The following is a 17,020-nucleotide window of genomic DNA, read 5'->3' as shown; positions in this document are numbered from 1 at the left end:
GTTATTTACAGGAATTAACAGCAATAACCCGATTTTAAAAGCGCGATCGCTCATCCTACCGTAGCCGACCAATTACAATAAGGATTGCGAACCAAATTGACATTAAAGTAACGCGGATCGTCCGATACTTCTCGACCGACCCAATCCGGGAGGGCGATCGCCTGATTTTCCTCCGTCAATTCGACTTCAGCCACGATCAACCCTTGATTTTCCCCAGAAAATTCATCAATTTCCCAGATGAGATCGCCGACTTTAATTTGATATCGGATTTTTTCAATTAAGGGAGGATCGCATAAATTATCGAGCAAAGTTCGCGCATCTTCGAGGGGAATGGGATATTCAAACTCTGCCCGAGAATTGCCTTCAGTCGGTCCTTTAATCGTTAAAAAACCGCGATCGCCGACAATGCGAACGCGCACGGAACGACCGCGATCGGTGGGAATATACCCCTGACGGTAAAGGGTTCCCGTTGCCATCGCCCGCCAACTCTCATTTTTTACTAAAAATTTGCGCTCTATTTCAGTCGGCATAAGTTCGTATCCGTGCCAAATTTTCTAACTTTTTTTCTTGATGATTTTTGGGGTTACTTTGAGTCTTTCACTCGGCTCGATCGCCTAAAAAGGCTTCTACTTCGGCGTGAGTCGGTTGAGCGGCGATCGCCCCCGGTTTCATCGTCGTTAACGCTCCCACCGCACTCGCATAACGGACTACTTGTTTCGCCTTTTCTGGATCCTCCAAAGGTTGAATCCCATATTGACAAATTTGATGGACGAACCCGGCGACAAATCCATCACCGGCCCCCGTCGTATCGACAACTTCGACGGAAAAAGCGGGGACTTTGCCTTCATTTTCGCCCAAACAATAGGCACATCCTTTCTCCCCAGCCGTGACTAAAACCCCTTCGAGATTGCCGATGCGATAAGTAATCGCCCCGGCGTCGGCGGTATCGAACAACCATTGAGCTTCTTCGTCGGTAATTTTGAGAAAATCGACATGCTCGATCAGTTTTTCAATCAGAGGTTTGCACTCGCTCGGATCGGGCCAAAACATATCGCGACGATTGACATCGACCATAATTTTGACATCGTATTGTTCGGCCCAGGCGATCGCCTGCCAAATGGCCGATCGCGTCTCAGGATAGGCCAGTTCTAGACTGCCGAGTACTAGAAAATCGGCATTTTCAAATAAGTCCCGAGGTAAGCGATCGGCTTGCAAATAAGTATCGGCAAATTCGGTGGTGGCGCGATCGCCAAATCCGGCAAACTTGCGGTCTCCACTCGGCGATCGCAACACGTAAATTTGCCGGGTCGGCGCACTCGAATGCCGTTGCACTCCGCTACAATCTACCCCAATTTCCCCGAGCAAACTAACTAACTCTTCTCCCGGTTTATCCTCGCCGACACAACCGACAAATCCCGCAGGAGTTCCTAATTTGACCAGGGCACAAGCGACATTGGCAGGCGCCCCCCCGGGATAAGGCGTCCAAGATTCGACCGCTTCCAAACTTTTTCCCGCTTGGTCGGCGAGACAGTCAAACAAGATTTCACCCAGACACAAAACACGTGGATCGCTCACGATCGCCCTCCTTGATTGATTAGATTGATTACAGCCTACAGGTTACAGGATAGGTGTTTTTCGCCCCGTTTAAAGTCTTCCCCCGGTTCGTCGCTGTAGGATTTCACTCTTCCCCGGTTTCCGTTTCCCGTGCTTCCTCCAACCCGTTAGCAATCCGTTCGCCAAATTCCGGATCCACATTTGCCAAACTCAACAGTTGTAAATATTCTTGTTGGGTCAGTCCCGCTCCCTCGATAATGTCGAGAGCTTGCGCTTCGATTTCTCCTTCTAACTGTTTGGCTTCCAGTTGACTCGCAGCAGCTTTAACTTCCCCCTGACGCTGTTCGAGTAAGTCCAAAACCTGCACGTAAGCTTGGACGAATTGGCTGACTTTTGCCGAGGGAATCGTACTCGCATCGAGGGGAGGAGGGGTCGCGGACGGCTCCTCGATCGCCGGGGGCGCCTCGGAAGGTTCTGTCGCCGATTCTTGGGCGATCGCGCCGTCGCCGCCCATAAACAAGAGCGTCGCGGCGATCGCGGCAACCCACCCCAAAATCGATGCGACTCGAAGGCTTCGACCTTCAAAAAAACACTGGATTGCCCGTTTTAACAATTTGACTATTCTCATTTTTTATGGTATATGCTGCTGTGGATTGGTTTCGTCAACGTCGGCGATCGGGTCATTCCTGGCCGTCAACTTGTGGGAATCGACAATTTTGGTCGTGGCCGATGGGCGATCGCAACCCCAGACCAGCCATAACTAAAAATTAGTTTTGAGCAAGATTCTATTAGAATCATTACAATATAGGTAGATATACAGAGATAGGAATTCATTATGGCTGGCGGCGAGTCTCAGAGTAATGCATCCCTTTCCGAGCGCGAAATACAAGTCATCGAACTGGTAGCTGCTGGCTTGACCAACCAGGAGATTGCAGAAGAGCTAGAAATTAGCAAGCGCACGGTAGACAACCATATCAGCAACATCCTGACCAAAACGGGAACCAGCAATAGAGTGGCCCTGGTACGGTGGGCTTTGCAATCGGGAAAAGTTTGCATTAACGATGTCAATTGTTGTACCTTACCCACTCCAGAAACCCAAACCCTCGAACCAGATCGCGACGATCGCAATCTAGAAGGACTGGGTTAATCGCTCAATATCAATCAACCAGATGAGGAAACGAGGGTTGGAAACCACTCAATTCACCTGTGAAATTCCCGGAATGCCCTTAGCCGTCTATCGAGAACTGGCGGCTCATTTGGAGCAAATCGGAGGGGTTGAAGTGGATTTAATCCCCCAAACCGCTCCGGATTTCGATTACAAGCGCAGCCAAATCGGGGGCGCGTCGATTCGGGTTGGCGAAGGAGCCGAAACAGGTGCTCGCCAACGGATCGAGCAAATTTTAAACTATTATCGTCAGCGCTACGCCGCCAACTAAGTTGAAAGGCGCCGGGCGCGCTTTCGCTTCAGTTGGCGTCATCGTAGCGCCTCCTTTTTTTGGAGAGATCCTCAAGGCGATCGCGCCATCCATCCGCCTCTAATTGTCAGTTAACGTCAAACTCAGCATGGGTCAAATTCAAGCATTACGAGGAACGCGGGATATTCTTGCCGACGAGATCGGCTACTGGCAACAGATCGAAGCCATTGCGAGCGATCGCCTCGCCAAAGCAGGGTATGCTGAAATTCGCACGCCGATTTTCGAGCAAACCGAGCTGTTCGAGCGCGGGATCGGCGAAGCGACGGATGTCGTCGGCAAAGAAATGTACACCTTCAGCGATCGCGGCGATCGCTCGATTACCCTGCGACCGGAAGGCACCGCCGGAGTCGTGCGCGCCTACATCCAAAACAAACTCCAAGCCGCCGGGGGCGTCCAACGCTTGTGGTACGCCGGGCCGATGTTCCGCTACGAACGCCCGCAAGCCGGACGACAGCGCCAATTTCATCAAATCGGCGTCGAAGTGCTAGGCAGCGACGACCCCCGCGCCGACGTCGAGACGATCGCGATCGCCCACGACATCCTGCAGCGCTTGGGCCTGCAAAACCTCCACCTCGACCTCAACTCCGTCGGCGACCTCGAAGACCGCCAGCGCTACCGTCAAGCCCTCGTCGATTATCTCAGCCCCTATCGGGCGGACCTAGACCCGGATTCCCAAGATCGCCTGACCCGCAATCCCTTGCGAATCCTCGACAGCAAAGATCGGCGCACCCAAGAAATTGCCGCCGACGCCCCTAAAATCTTCGAGCATTTGGGCGATCGCTCCCGCCAGCACTTCGACCGCGTGCAGCAACTGCTCGCCGATTTGGGCATCCCCTACCAACTCAACCACCGCCTGGTACGCGGACTCGACTACTACACCCATACCGCCTTTGAAATCATCTCCGACGACTTAGGCGCCCAAGCCACCGTCTGCGGCGGCGGTCGCTACGACGGGCTCGTCGCCGAACTCGGCGGTCCGTCCACCCCCGCCGTCGGTTGGGCGATGGGGGTCGAACGGCTGATCCTGCTGTTGCAACAACTCGGTGGTACCGTCGAAACCAGCCTCGATTTCTATATCGTCTCGCGCGGATCTAGGGCCGAAGCCGTCGCCCTCCAACTCGCCTGTCAACTGCGCCAGCACGGCTTGAGTGCCGAACTCGATTTGAGCGGCAGCGCCTTCGGCAAACAGTTCAAACGGGCCGATCGCAGTGGCGCCAAAGCCTGCTTGATTCTCGGCGACGAGGAAGTCGCCCAAGACCGGGTCCAGCTCAAATGGCTCGCCACCGGAGAACAACAGGCGATCGCCCGCGCCGATTTATTCGACAAAATCGAACAACTGCGCGCTCGATTGGATCGCTGAACCCACGCGGCGATCGCCCGAGTCCCTCTCGTCACTGATAAAAGGCGATCGCCGCCGCGCAGATTTCCCGAGCTGAGCTAGACTGTCTACAAAAGCTTCGCAACAACTCAGGCCCGAACGAGTTCGCAACCGATGGAATATTGGGAATTTCTGATCCAGAAAGAGGGCGATCGCTCTTGGCTGCCTCTAGAAACTGCCGACGTAGAAATTCTAGAAGGTCGCTATCGAGTGGTGGCCCGTTCCAGCCACAAAAACAGCCCCGTCGAAATCCGGGTCACCTACCACTGCATGGAGGAATTCCCACCGAAACGCCGGGTGCAGAAACGCAAAGGTCGCACCAACGAAGAAGGGGCGATCGTCGTCATTCCCTTTACCCGTCTCAAACCGGGCCTGTGGGAACTCAGTTGTATTGGCGAAGAACTGCCCGCCGACGGCAAACCCTTTCACCAGAGTGTGGTGCTCGATGTTTTGGCGGTCGATGTCGAAATGACCCCAGACCCGACCGCCAGCCCGAGTGTAGAGGCGGCGGAACCTTCGGATCCGGAAGATTCGGCAGTCGATCGCGCGATCGCCGCCCCCGCCGAAACCCCGGAAACCCCACCCACCCCCAAACCGCCACCGGAGGCGATCGTCGCCGAAGCGGTCGCCTCCGCAACGGCGAGTCCTCCACCCCCGGCAGCCTCGACGGAACCGACCCCAAAAACCGCTCCCTCGGAGAAATCCTTACCCACAGGCGATCGCCCAATTTCCTCCCCGGTGGCGCCGCTTCTGTTGCGCTTGAGTCTCGATCGCGAAACCCAAACGGTCCGGTGGGGAAGTGAATTTACCCTCGGCGGGCGCATCGAAGGGGTCGATCCGGGCGATCGCTCCCCCCTCGATGGCATCGTCCTCCACGTCGAGTTACGCAACCCCCAAACCGGAACCGTCGTCGTCGAACGTCGCGAAGACCTCACCGCGCGATCGCTGCCGTTTTCCTTTGCTTGCGCCCTCACCATCCCACGCAAATGCGACACCCACCTCGTCTTAGGGGAAGTCAAGCTTTACGATACCCGAGGCGGCGAAGGCGAAGACACCCCCCGGGAACTTGCCAGTCGTTCCCTGACGATTACCGCCGATTTATACGACTTGCTCGGCGCCCTTCCCCTGGAAATGGAAGCGGAAGAGGTTTTAGAGTATTCCCAAGAAGCCCTCCTCAGACGCAACGCCGAAGTGCTCGGACAGTCGTTCGAGGAGTTGATCGAGACGATCGGTAAAAGTCAGCCGATCTCGTTCCAACCGTCGAACCATCCGGTGTTACCGCCGCAACTGGCGCCGCCGAGTCCGGCGAGTCCGCCTCGGGCGAAAAAACCCCTGGATTTGCCCAGTTTCGGGCGATCGCCCGCACCGCCACCCCCAGCCCCCCCCGAACCGGGCGATCGCGAGGATCGCGCTGCCGCCACCCCGGCGCCGGAGTCCGAGGACGGCAGCGCAGACCCAGAACAGACCCGATCCGAGATCGCCGAGAACGGCGCGCAAGCGACCCCACCAACGGAAACCCCAGAGGAACGACAGCCCGAAGTTGCCCCCGAACCCGTACCCCCTCAATCCCGGGTCGATCGCGCTTTCGCGTCCTTGAACCTGGAAGACCGCTTTTTCTCCCGTCTCAACGCCTTGGCGAACGATGCGGAACTGTCGGAATGGTTGGAGACGAATTTATCCCGTTCTCAAGGACACGGTGGCGGCGATCGCCTCGTGACGGAAACGGGGGATGTCGATGGGGAGGAGGCGACGGTCGGCGAGGAACCCGACTGGGAAGCCAGCGAAATCGTGATCGACGAGGAGGAAATGACCCCCGATCCGAGTTCCTCGGCCCTCACCCCGGTTGTTCCTCGGTCCGTCCGGGGCGATCGCACGGTGGAAATCCCGGCGGGTATGGTGTTGGCGGAAGACGAGCCCGTTCCTACGCCGACGATCGAGATCTATCAGAAAGAACTGGTTTCCGGACGTCCGGTGAAAGTGACATTGCGCCTACCGGATATCGTGCCCCGCTTGTACGTCAAGTTATGGTTGGAAGATCGCCAAACTCGCGAAATTTTAGACGGCCCCCATTGGGTGGTTGAATTTTGGCCGTCGGGATCGGGGGATAAATTTGCGACCACGGAGGTATTGGTTCCTTACGGTTGTTTGGAAGTCCAATTTGAGGCGATCGCCGTCGAAGTCCAAACGGACCGTGAAAGTCACAAAGTCGTTCTCGAACGTCGGGTTTTACCCCCGGAACCGCCCCGTCTTCCTCTCGATGGCGAGTAGCTCTACCCCACTAAAAAACCGCCCATCTATTCGAGAAAGGCGGTTTTTTAGGTGTATTGGGATAGACTTAGGGAGCGGTTTTTACAAAGAAGAGCCGACTCCGGCGTAAGCTCCGTAGAAAAACAGACCTAAAACCACCAGAATACCCGTTCCGGCAACCGTTGCAATGACCCAAAGGGGAATACGACCAGATCCAGACACAGCTTTTACCTCTCTATTCAATACAAAACAGACTCGTTTTAAAACCAGTCGATCGCTCCAAAACTTCTCGCTTAGTTAAAGAAATAACTGGAGAAGAGGATGCCCAAAACGAAAATCAACAGCAAACCCAGATACAGGGAAGTCCGGTTTAATTCAACAGGTTGCTTATTGGGATTTGGATTACGAGTTGGCATGGTTCGCTTCTATCGTTGAATAAATTGCATTGCCGCGATCGCTCCCAGGAAAAAGACTGTGGGAACGGCGAGGGTATGAACCGCCAACCAACGGACGGTAAAAATCGGATAAGAAATGGGTTCGTTGGGATTGTTACTGGTCACGATCTCCTACCTCCTCTCAACTAATTGCCAATGTATTTTTGGATTTCTTGCTTCGACTCAAAGCGACCTTGAACCACGGGCAATTCTTGACGGTCTTGAGTGAAGTATTCATTGGGTCGGGGCGTACCAAAAACGTCATACGCCAACCCCGTACTGACAAACAGCCACCCGGCAATAAATAAAGCGGGGATGGTGATACTGTGAATGACCCAGTAGCGAATACTGGTAATAATATCCGAAAACGGACGCTCTCCAGTAGAGCCTGACATGGACGTTCCTCCTAACTACAACAGCGAATGATGGGGAGAGTTTACATCGATCGCCAACCCCTTGGCGATCCTCGGTTCTTGCATTTGTCGAGTTCGGCGTCCCTTCTCCGAGCAATCCGATCGGAATCGACGGAGAATGACGCGACGAATCGGCGACAAATCGACGGCGATCGCTGCGAACTCATTGGTTATTATGATACGAAACTTGAGAAATACTCACAAGTAATCGACGCGAGGGAACCACCCCGGCTCAGTCTTGTTTCCTATTAGCTTTGACAGCAATGGAGCGAAGATTTAGGCCGCTTCTGGTTGTCCTCGATATTTTAAGAGAATACCGCGTTGTCCGATAATAAATCCGCGATCGCGATCGAGAAATACAATCTTGTAAAAATTAGACGGCACTTGTTCCACTTCCCGGTCTTTTTTCCAGGTTTGACCGCCATCTAAACTACACAGTAAATTACCACTGCCCCCGCTCACCCAAACCTCATCCGGGGTGCGGTACGCCAAATCGAGCAAGCCCCAACTGGTCGAAAACTCCGGGTAAATTGGCTCTTGCCACTCTTCTCCCGTCGCAGATTCGCTAAACTGAATTTGACCGCCTCGGGCGAGCATCCACAACCGTCCGTCTTCCGTAAATCCCATATTCTGAATTCGGCGCGAACTGTTGCGGTTGTGTCCGACCCAAGATTTCTGACCGGGCTCCCAGGTGGAATAAAAGTTTCCTTTCGCAGAAACGGCGATATACTTGCCGTCCGGGGCGCGTTCGAGGTTACGAATCACCCCGACAGACTGCTCGACCAACGCACTCCAGTGTTTCCCGGCGTCCTCGGTACGGTAGATCGCCCCGACATCGGTGGTCATTTCTGCGGTTTGCGGGCCGAGGGCGAGAATTTTATTCGGCTGACCGGGTAACTTCTCACTGAGTTTGATCTGTTCCCAGGTTTGACCGTCATCTTCCGTATGCAGCAACAAAGCGGGTTCGCCGACGATCCACCCCTCTCGTCCTTTGAAACTGACCGAGTTAAAGCGGTAGTTGTCACTGTCGAGTTTGAGGGTCTTCGGTTCCCAGGTTTCCCCGCCGTCGGTGGTTTCAAACAGGGTGGCATTTGCCCCGACGACCCATCCGTGTTCGAGATCGTCGCCGAAACCAATACCGATCAAGTTCGCCTCGGTCGGTAACTCGATCGTCTCCCAGGGGTTGTAACTCAAGGACGGAACCTTACTACACCCCACGCACAGTAAGACGAGTGCGAGTAAGGGAACGAGTCGTTTCCAAAATTTCACGATGGAATCCATCACCTTTTTAATCTTTGTCGTTCTCAAATCCATCGGGCGATCGCGCGATCGCGCCGCTTATTTTAAGCCGTAGAGGCTGAGAAAAAATAAAACCGCCAACCCCAAGGCGCTGAAAATCAGCAAGCTTTTTTGACCTGCGGTGAGGGTATTGACCCCCAACCCATAACTGTAGTTTTCCTTAAAGCCGGAGGCTCCTTCTTTGGGGCCGATATTTTGGAACGCCGACGGTTTCGCCCCGCAAACGGGACAGCGCCAGCTTATCGGTAGTTCGTCGAACGGCGTTCCGGCAGTCGCCTTCCGACTGTCGCCCTTTTCCGGTTCGTAAACGTAGCCGCAGGCGCGGCACTCATAACGGTCTAGCTGTTGAGATTCAACCGCTTCTTCGCTACTCATGGCTTGCTTCGTACAAAGTGGGCAAGGGGATCGCTAAGATTAAAATCTATGTTACAGATTATAAAGGAAAACGGTTCTCCCCCTCGAAAGATTTCGCCCCGGTCTCGGACGCGATCGGCGTAAACCTCGACCCCACCCTCATTTGAGCCATCAACTGACCGTTATCTTTACTATCAGAATTCAAAATATCGACCTCAGACGGGGCGATCGCACCCGATCGAAGCCGCAAAAACAAATAAATCCGGCGATCGCTTTAGCGGCGATTCCCCGGATCGTGTAAAAATGTAAACGATTGCGTCTGATTGTCCACTATCTATCTCGTTATTTATCGTGTTTGTCCTGAGCGGCTACGAGTATTTTCTAGGCTTCCTCTTAGTGTGCAGCCTAGTCCCGGCGATCGCCCTGGGTGCCTCGGCCTTGTTGCGGGCCAGAGGCGGTTACCCCGAACGTGTCACCACCTACGAATCCGGTGTCGAACCGATCGGTGGGGCGTGGATTCAATTCAACATTCGCTACTACATGTTCGCCCTGGTCTTCGTCGTCTTCGACGTCGAAACCGTCTTTCTCTACCCCTGGGCTGTCGCTTTCCATCGATTGGGACTGTTAGCCTTTATAGAAGCCCTGATTTTTATAGCAATTCTCGTTATTGCTCTAGTTTATGCCTGGCGTAAAGGAGCTTTAGAATGGTCTTAGACTCTAACTTGCCCAAATTCAGCGATTCCGATCGCCAAATCATCAATCCGATCGAGCGCCCGCAAGTTACCCAAGAACTTTCGGAAAACGTCATCCTCACCACTGTCGATGACCTGTACAACTGGGCGCGCCTGTCCAGTTTGTGGCCGCTCCTCTACGGAACTGCCTGCTGTTTCATCGAATTCGCCGCCTTGATCGGCTCGCGCTTCGACTTCGACCGCTTCGGTCTCGTGCCCCGTTCGAGCCCGCGCCAAGCGGACTTGCTGATCACCGCAGGCACGATCACCATGAAATACGCCCCGGCCCTGGTGCGTCTGTACGAACAAATGCCCGAACCCAAATACGTAATCGCCATGGGCGCGTGCACGATCACCGGAGGCATGTTCAGCGTCGATTCTCACAGCGCGGTGCGCGGCGTCGATAAACTCATCCCCGTCGATGTCTACATCCCCGGCTGTCCTCCCCGTCCGGAAGCGATTATCGATGCGATTATCAAACTCCGGAAAAAAATATCCAACGAATCGATGCAAGAACGCGGCCAACTCAAACAAACTCACCGCTTCTACAGCATCAAACACGGGATGGAAACCACCGAACCCATCCTCACGGGCGAGTACCTGCAATCGGCCTTGCGCCAAACCCCGCCCCAAGAATTGACCGAAGCGATGGGAATGCCCGTCCCTCCTGCACTCAAGGCCAGTCAGACGGAGAAAAGCCGTGCCTGAAGAAGAAAAGGAACAAGAAGAACAACAAATCGTCCGAGGCGGTAAAATCTCCGCATGGCTCACCGAAAACGGTTTCGAGCATGAAGCGATGGAACCGGATAGTCTCGGGGTCGAAATCGTCAAAGTCGAACCGCAATATCTGCTTCCCCTCGCCACGGCCTTGTATGCCTACGGCTTCAACTACCTGCAATGCCAGTGCGGCTACGACCCCGGTCCGGGACAACCGTTAGTGAGCATGTATCACTTAATCAAAGTGAGTGACGACGCCGATCGCCCGGAAGAAGTCCGCATTAAAGTCTTCCTCCCCCGGGAAGACCCCCGCGTTCCCTCGGTGTACTGGATCTGGAAAGCTGCCGACTTCCAAGAACGCGAGTCCTACGACATGTACGGCATCATTTACGAAGGTCATCCCAACCTCAAGCGGATTCTGATGCCGGAAGATTGGATCGGCTGGCCCTTGCGTAAGGACTACATCTCGCCGGACTTTTACGAATTACAAGACGCTTATTAATTGGCGTGTCCACAGCCAAGCCAATCCCAAGCCCGCTAACAGGGGGAACGTAACGGCGTGTCCCCCTCGTTTTTTGGCGGCAAATCTGGCTAAACTGAAAGGAGAATACCGAATCCACTGGAGCGCCCCCATCCCGGAACGATCGCGCCGGAATGCGCTTCGCGGTTCGGCCCGAGGCGATCGCCCTATGTTAAAACCCGAGTCGGTCTTACAAGAACGCTACCAACTCAAACAGCCGTTGAGCGACAATCCCGGACGCCAAACCTGGCTCGCCGAAGATTTGCACTCTTCCGATTCGGTCGTGGTCAAATTACTGGTGTGGGGCGGATCGAAACAATGGGAAGCCTTCAAATTATTCGAGCGCGAAGCCAAGGTCTTGCAAAATCTCGACCACCCGCGCATCCCCCGCTACCGGGACTATTTTTTCCTGGACGAACATCGCTTCTGGTCGGCCCTGGTTCAAGACTACATCCCCGGGGCCTCGTTGATGGAATTACTCGATCGCGGCAAAAAGTTCAGCGAAACCCAAGTGCGCGAAATTGCGATCGCCGTCCTCGACATTCTCACTTACTTGCACCAACTCAATCCCCCCGTCCTCCATCGCGACATCAAACCGAGCAATATTATCCTCGGCGAGGACGAGGCCGTTTATTTAGTCGATTTCGGGGCGGTGCAAGACCGGGCCGCCATTGAAGGCAGCAGCTTTACGGTGGTCGGAACTTACGGCTATACCCCTTTAGAACAATTTGGCGGACAGGCGGTTCCGGCGTCCGATCTCTACGCCCTCGGCGCCACCCTGATTCATTTACTCGTGGGGATAGCTCCCGCCGAATTACTCCAGAAAGATTTACGCCTCGATTTTCGCGATCGCGTCAGTCGCACCCTGTCGCCGACGTTCTTGGACTGGCTGGAAATGCTGGTCGAACCGCAGTTAGACCGACGTTTGAGCAGTACCCAAGAGGCGATCGCCGCTTTAGAAACTCCCGGCGCGATCGCCCCCTACACCCCCAGCGCGATCGATTGGTCGAATTTAACCGAAATTCACCTCAAAGAATCCCAGCGTCAACTGGCGATTCGCATCCCCGAACCGGGATTGAAAATCATGGAATGGGGCAAAACGGCGATCGACCGAGTGAAAGAAACCATCGAAAGCGCGATCGCCTCCCTACAAGAAAGCCTCAGCGCCTCCGACGTCGCCGCCCAACTGCTGGTTTACATCCTGATCGGGATTGGCTTGCTGACCTTGCTCTCCCTGCTGTTGCAGGTCGCCGTGGGGGTTTTTCCCCTGTTGATTTTCGTGGCCCTGTTTGCCAGTTTTAGCGATTATTTCGAGGGAACTCAAGTGCTGCTCGATCGCGACCGCGATCGGTTCGAGATCCAGCACAAACGTCTCGGATTGAACTATCGCACCGAGTCCGGCGTCTTGTCCGAAATTGAAGAGGTCTCGATTTTTTACGACAATCGCCGTTTCGTGATGGGCGTCGAACTCCTGACGCGATCGCCCGACGAGGCGATCGGCGAATACTATTTCGGTCAATCCGGTCGTAAATTGAGCGAACAGGAATGTCTCGGTTTAGCCAAAGAGATCCGCGACTGGCTGGAGATCGACCCCTCGGAAACCGAACCCTAAGCCGTCGTCGCACCGCGATCCCCCCCTCGGGGGCATCGCCAATCTTGCCGATCGCCGCGCGATCGGACATGATATGATTGTCAAGTTTTGTATCGAACTATAACAACCTGTTTCAAATTTGGGGTCAATCTACAAAAACCGCTCGATGGCAGCGATCGCGAAGGGTAATAGTGGCGCGGACTGGCAAACCGCTCCCGGATTTTGAACCCAATCGCCAGAGCGAGAGTCAATACCCTCTAGGGTGCATCTGGAGGGCGCCGCGATCGGCTGACCCGAACTCTGCCCCGATCGCCACACTCCATCCGGATTGGAGTTGAGGCAACTCGTACTATCGTAGAAGCCCGACCGAGGAACCTTTCGGTGCGATCCTAGCGCTCCACCTCGATTCCTCCGATGCGGACAGTCAGGATCTATAACCCATTTGGGCGATCGATCCTCCTCTCAACTACAATAGCCGACCCCCTCGATTCCCGAAAGCTCCTATAAATTCGATTTCAAAATAGGAGTGCGATCGCAAGCGAGGCCACCCGATGGAGGATCGAGCCTCTCCCGTAGCGGTGGATCTTGACAGGTCCGGCACAACCCGAGTCCGAGCCGAGACCGGGCAAACGCCAGAGCCATCAGGTTGTAAGGACAGACAGTCGTTTACTGGATATTAAAACGGTGACCCGAGGTATTGGTTTGCTCAACACTCACAACCAACTCAGGAAGACAGGCATCGTGGCGCGGTGGTTACTCCCCGGTCTGGTCGGTGCCTTTCTAATGGCGACTCCCGCCGAAGCGGCGCGACTGCTCTCGTGGCGGTTCGACGCCGACAGCGATCGCCTCTCATTTACGACCGCTTCCGGGGTTCAGCCCCAAGCCCAGCTCTTAGCGAATCCTACCCGGCTGGCGATCGACTTACCCGGAACCACCTTGGGACGCCCGAGTTTTAGCGAATCGGTCGGCGGCAACATTCGCGAGATTCGCGTCGGACAGTTCGATCCCAATACCACTCGCATCGTGGTCGAACTGGCGCGCGGTTACACCCTCGATCCGCGCCAAGTTCAATTTAAAGGGATCTCGCCGAGTCAGTGGACCGTACAACTGCCCGAACCGCAAAGATTGAACGAAATTCCTGCAGCTTCGACGACCGAGGGTCATTCAGGAACGGCGATCGCCGCCAACAATGGCGCCCCCACCTTGCTCGAAGGGATCGAAATCACCGACGATGGTTTCGTCTTGCAGACTCGGGGGGAAAAACCGCAATTCAACCTCAATGCGAGAGGCGATCGCAACTGGATCGGTCTCGACCTGCCTGGGGTGGCGGTTTCGTCGGAGCTGTCGCCGCGTTTGCTCAATGTCGGTCGCTGGGGCGTCGATCGCGTGCAAGTGATTGAAGTGACGTCCTCGCCCCAACCTCTGACCCGCATCATTCTGAGTTTGAACGAAAACGCCAACGACTGGCAAGTTCGCAGCAACGATTCCGGCGCGATCGCCCTCTGGCCCAAGGGAAGCCCACCGCCGAGCCTCACCGCCGCCAATCGCGAACCCGTCACCGTCAACGCGATCGAGCTGAAAAATAACGGCGCCGAACTGGTCATCGACGCCGACGGGCCGATCTCTTACGAAAATGGGTGGGATCCGGAAACGTCCGCGTATAAATTAACCTTATATTCCGCACGCCTGGGCGACGGCGTCAAAGTGACTCGCCCGGAAAATAATCCCTCGGTATTGTGGATTAAAGCCACTCAGCAAGATGCCGAGACCGTCGTCATCCGTTTGTTACCGGGGGCGGGCGTTCAAATCGGCCAAGTCGAACAAGGCAACAATTCCCAACAACTTTCTTTGAACTTGCAGCCGAACCGGATGACGTCTCAAGGGGATAACGTGGCGATCGCCGTCCCCTCGCCGAATAACTCCGCGCCGTTACCCGTACCGAACAATACCCCCGCACCGACACCGCGCCCCACGAACGGACGGATGGTGGTGGTGATCGATGCGGGACATGGGGGCGGCGATCCCGGGGCGATCGGGATTGGCGGCTTGCGCGAAAAAGATGTCGTCATCGATATTTCTCGTCAGGTGGCGCAAATCCTCGAACAAAATGGGGTCAGCGCGATTATGAGCCGCAACGACGATCGCGAAATCGACCTGGCGCCGCGAACCCAATTGGCGAACCGGGTCAATGCCAATTTATTTGTCAGCATTCACGCCAATGCGATTAATATGAGTCGCCCGGATGTGAATGGGATCGAGACTTACTATTACGAAAGCGGTCGGCGATTGGCCGATTATATTCACAGCAGTATTCTCAATTCTTTAAATGTCAACGATCGCGGCGTGCGTCGGGCGCGGTTTTACGTTCTGCGTCACACGCGGATGCCTGCAGTGTTGGTCGAAACCGGGTTTGTCACCGGACGCGACGACGCGCGCATGTTAGCGAATGCGGGGGAGCGATCGCGCATGGCGGAGGCGATCGCGCGCGGGATCCTCAATTACATCCGCGATAATAGCTAATTTTCCCACGGCGTCCCTTTGACTGCCCGAATTTTCCAGCTTGGCCCCCGTGCTAAACTGCACGGAATCGATCCGGGGGTTCGCCGCTTGAGGGTCTCGTAGGTTGCCAAGGGCGATCGCCGCGAAATCCCAAGGATAGAAAATAGCTCAATTCAGTCGTCCCTATCGTTCCTTAACCCATTGCTAAAGAAGGTGATTCCACCGACTCCTTACTTGCCCATGTCTCAACTCGCCCGCAAATCTCATCTACCCCATCGAAACCTGTGGCTCGGTCTGCTCGGCGCTTTACTCTTGAGCAGTCCCGCTCACGCCCATCCGCATTCTCTCTCCGATCGACCCGAGCGCCCCGAGCAGGATTACTCCACGGTTGAACCCGACGATCGCGCGATCGCCGCTACCGGAGCCGCTACCCTGCTCGAAGACATCGAAATCAAAGACGAAGGCTTTATCCTCCACACCCGAGGTCAACAAGCCCAATTCGACCTCAAACCCAGCAGCGATCGCTCCTGGGTCAGCATCGACCTGCCCGGAGTCAGTCTCTCCCCAGAACTGGCCCGCCGCACCCTCAACGTCGAACGCTGGGGCGTCGAACGCCTCCAGGTCATCCAACTGTCGAGTACGCCGCCGATGACCCGGGTAACCCTCAGTTTGGACGAGTCCGCGCCCAACTGGCAGGCTCGCAGCAACGGATCCGGCCAGGTCTTGGTGTGGCCCGAAGGATCCGCCCCGCCAAATTTGGCCCGGGGTCAATCGGGATTAATCCGTATCGAAGGCGTCGAGTTGAGTGAGGACGGTTCCCGCGTCACCATCAAAGCCGACGGCCCGATCGCCTATACCAGTAATTGGGACCGCCATACTTCCGCCTACATGCTGACGATTTATTCCGCCGAACTCGCATGGCAAGGCAGTCTGACGCGCCCGAATTCCGATTCTCCGGTCCTGTGGGTGCGCGGCAGTCAAGAAGATCCCGAAACCGTGGCGATCCGAATTCTGCCCGCCGCCGGAGCCCAAATTGGCAATATTACCCAGAACGGCGATCGCGAAATCTCCTTGCAGTTGAGTCGCGGTCCTACGCCCTCGAACTTACCCAATGCTAACAATCGTCCCCCCATTCCCACCGCTCCCCCCGCCGAAAAACCCAGCAGTGTCCCCCAGGTTCCTCAAACCCGATTGGCGATTGTTATCGATCCCGGACATGGCGGACGCGACCCCGGTGCGGTCGGCATCGGCGGATTGCAAGAGAAAGATGTAGTTCTCGATATTTCCGAGAAAGTCGCCCAAATTTTAGAACAAAATGGGGTCACGGTAGTCATGACTCGCCAGGACGATCGCACCTTAGATTTGGCGCCGCGAACCCAACTGGCGAATCGGGTCAATGCCGATTTGTTTGTCAGCATTCACGCCAACGCCGTCGCCGGAAAACGTCCGGAAGTCAACGGTCTCGAAACCTTTTACTATTCGAGCGGGCGCGAGCTGGCAGGGTATATTCAAAACAGCATGATTCAGAGTTTTAATACGATGCCCAATCGGGGCGTGAAACAGGCTCGCTTTTACGTGCTGCGTCATACGCGAATGCCTGCGGTGTTGGTCGAAACCGGGTTTGTCACTGGACGCGACGACTCGCGCATTTTGGCCGATCCGGCACAACGATCGCGCATGGCGGAGGCGATCGCGCGCGGCATTCTCAACTATGTTCGCGATCGGCGTTAACATTGAGGGGAGGGCGAGTCTTGTTCGTCCTCTTTTATTCTTTGGTCACATTTCTTTTTTGCTCTAAGCGTAAAAGA

21 protein-coding genes are annotated in these 17,020 nt (G+C 55.3%); 12 read left to right on the top strand and 9 right to left on the bottom strand.

Translation table 11 applies throughout. The features are described from left to right. Positions 1–50: 50 nt before the first annotated feature. The 3 genes from HCG48_RS24255 to HCG48_RS24245 form a co-directional block, all read right to left on the bottom strand. On the bottom strand, positions 51–530 hold the full coding sequence (locus HCG48_RS24255; protein ID WP_168571473.1) for a CYTH domain-containing protein: 480 nt from the start codon (positions 528–530) through the stop codon (positions 51–53). A 67-nt stretch (positions 531–597) separates the two neighbouring features. After that, positions 598–1,575, bottom strand: coding sequence for a carbohydrate kinase family protein (locus tag HCG48_RS24250; protein WP_168571472.1), 978 nt, complete (start codon positions 1,573–1,575; stop codon positions 598–600). 103 nt (positions 1,576–1,678) lie between these two features. After that, positions 1,679–2,107, bottom strand: a complete 429-nt coding sequence (locus tag HCG48_RS24245; RefSeq protein WP_246259746.1) for a DUF4168 domain-containing protein — start codon at positions 2,105–2,107, stop codon at positions 1,679–1,681. Positions 2,108–2,187: 80 nt separating this feature from the next. Here HCG48_RS24245 and HCG48_RS24240 point away from each other — a divergent pair, with 80 nt between their 5' ends. From HCG48_RS24240 to HCG48_RS24220, 5 genes are all read left to right on the top strand, one after another. Continuing rightward, on the top strand, positions 2,188–2,325 hold the full coding sequence (locus HCG48_RS24240; RefSeq protein WP_168571471.1) for a hypothetical protein: 138 nt from the start codon (positions 2,188–2,190) through the stop codon (positions 2,323–2,325). A 64-nt stretch (positions 2,326–2,389) separates the two neighbouring features. Then, positions 2,390–2,701, top strand: coding sequence for a photosynthetic electron transport-dependent transcriptional regulator PedR (gene pedR, locus HCG48_RS24235; protein WP_168571470.1), 312 nt, complete (start codon positions 2,390–2,392; stop codon positions 2,699–2,701). Between the two features lie 22 nt (positions 2,702–2,723). Further along, the gene (locus HCG48_RS24230; protein ID WP_168571469.1) at positions 2,724–2,990 is read left to right on the top strand and encodes an acyltransferase; all 267 of its coding nucleotides are present in this window, start codon (positions 2,724–2,726) and stop codon (positions 2,988–2,990) included. 127 nt (positions 2,991–3,117) lie between these two features. Continuing rightward, the gene (hisS, locus tag HCG48_RS24225; protein ID WP_168571468.1) at positions 3,118–4,389 is read left to right on the top strand and encodes a histidine--tRNA ligase; all 1,272 of its coding nucleotides are present in this window, start codon (positions 3,118–3,120) and stop codon (positions 4,387–4,389) included. Positions 4,390–4,521: 132 nt separating this feature from the next. Continuing rightward, a complete protein-coding gene (locus tag HCG48_RS24220; RefSeq protein ID WP_168571467.1) occupies positions 4,522–6,675 on the top strand; it encodes a hypothetical protein in 2,154 nt (717 codons plus the stop codon). Positions 6,676–6,756: 81 nt separating this feature from the next. On the opposite strand, the gene HCG48_RS24215 is transcribed toward HCG48_RS24220, so the two are convergent. The 6 genes from HCG48_RS24215 to HCG48_RS24190 form a co-directional block, all read right to left on the bottom strand. Then, positions 6,757–6,876, bottom strand: a complete 120-nt coding sequence (locus HCG48_RS24215; RefSeq protein ID WP_168571466.1) for a photosystem II reaction center protein J — start codon at positions 6,874–6,876, stop codon at positions 6,757–6,759. Positions 6,877–6,947: 71 nt separating this feature from the next. Then, on the bottom strand, positions 6,948–7,070 hold the full coding sequence (psbL, locus tag HCG48_RS24210) for a photosystem II reaction center protein PsbL (protein ID WP_168571465.1): 123 nt from the start codon (positions 7,068–7,070) through the stop codon (positions 6,948–6,950). Between the two features lie 9 nt (positions 7,071–7,079). Next, on the bottom strand, positions 7,080–7,214 hold the full coding sequence (gene psbF / locus HCG48_RS24205) for a cytochrome b559 subunit beta (RefSeq protein WP_168571464.1): 135 nt from the start codon (positions 7,212–7,214) through the stop codon (positions 7,080–7,082). 20 nt (positions 7,215–7,234) lie between these two features. Beyond that, positions 7,235–7,483, bottom strand: a complete 249-nt coding sequence (gene psbE, locus HCG48_RS24200) for a cytochrome b559 subunit alpha (protein ID WP_168571463.1) — start codon at positions 7,481–7,483, stop codon at positions 7,235–7,237. A gap of 294 nt (positions 7,484–7,777) precedes the next feature. After that, the gene (locus HCG48_RS24195) at positions 7,778–8,782 is read right to left on the bottom strand and encodes a photosynthesis system II assembly factor Ycf48 (RefSeq protein ID WP_168572058.1); all 1,005 of its coding nucleotides are present in this window, start codon (positions 8,780–8,782) and stop codon (positions 7,778–7,780) included. Between the two features lie 57 nt (positions 8,783–8,839). Continuing rightward, positions 8,840–9,175 carry a rubredoxin gene (locus HCG48_RS24190; RefSeq protein WP_168571462.1) on the bottom strand — a complete coding sequence of 112 codons (336 nt, stop codon included), beginning with the start codon at positions 9,173–9,175 and terminating at the stop codon, positions 8,840–8,842. 142 nt (positions 9,176–9,317) lie between these two features. Between HCG48_RS24190 and HCG48_RS24185 the strand changes: the two genes are divergently transcribed. From HCG48_RS24185 to HCG48_RS24155, 7 genes are all read left to right on the top strand, one after another. Then, positions 9,318–9,455 carry a hypothetical protein gene (locus HCG48_RS24185; RefSeq protein WP_168571461.1) on the top strand — a complete coding sequence of 46 codons (138 nt, stop codon included), beginning with the start codon at positions 9,318–9,320 and terminating at the stop codon, positions 9,453–9,455. A gap of 50 nt (positions 9,456–9,505) precedes the next feature. Beyond that, the gene (gene ndhC / locus HCG48_RS24180; protein ID WP_168571460.1) at positions 9,506–9,868 is read left to right on the top strand and encodes a photosynthetic/respiratory NAD(P)H-quinone oxidoreductase subunit C; all 363 of its coding nucleotides are present in this window, start codon (positions 9,506–9,508) and stop codon (positions 9,866–9,868) included. Next, the gene (gene ndhK / locus HCG48_RS24175; protein WP_168571459.1) at positions 9,859–10,593 is read left to right on the top strand and encodes a photosynthetic/respiratory NAD(P)H-quinone oxidoreductase subunit K; all 735 of its coding nucleotides are present in this window, start codon (positions 9,859–9,861) and stop codon (positions 10,591–10,593) included. The genes ndhC and ndhK overlap by 10 nt, the downstream gene beginning before the upstream one ends. After that, positions 10,586–11,104 (top strand): NAD(P)H-quinone oxidoreductase subunit J, encoded by a 519-nt coding sequence (locus tag HCG48_RS24170; protein ID WP_168571458.1) that lies wholly within the window; start codon positions 10,586–10,588, stop codon positions 11,102–11,104. Before ndhK ends, HCG48_RS24170 begins: the two co-directional genes overlap by 8 nt. A gap of 73 nt (positions 11,105–11,177) precedes the next feature. After that, entirely contained in the window at positions 11,178–12,734 is a 1,557-nt protein-coding gene (locus HCG48_RS24165) for a serine/threonine protein kinase (protein ID WP_246259744.1), read from the top strand. A gap of 564 nt (positions 12,735–13,298) precedes the next feature. After that, positions 13,299–15,233: an N-acetylmuramoyl-L-alanine amidase gene (locus HCG48_RS24160; RefSeq protein ID WP_320415756.1), complete on the top strand. Its 1,935-nt coding sequence runs from the start codon at positions 13,299–13,301 to the stop codon at positions 15,231–15,233. 192 nt (positions 15,234–15,425) lie between these two features. Beyond that, positions 15,426–16,943: an N-acetylmuramoyl-L-alanine amidase family protein gene (locus tag HCG48_RS24155; protein WP_168571457.1), complete on the top strand. Its 1,518-nt coding sequence runs from the start codon at positions 15,426–15,428 to the stop codon at positions 16,941–16,943. Positions 16,944–17,020: the final 77 nt, after the last annotated feature.

Source organism: Oxynema aestuarii AP17 (assembly GCF_012295525.1).
In the GTDB taxonomy this organism is placed as follows: Bacteria; Cyanobacteriota; Cyanobacteriia; order Cyanobacteriales; family Laspinemataceae; genus Oxynema; species Oxynema aestuarii.
This window is presented reverse-complemented; position numbering and strand designations above follow the sequence as displayed.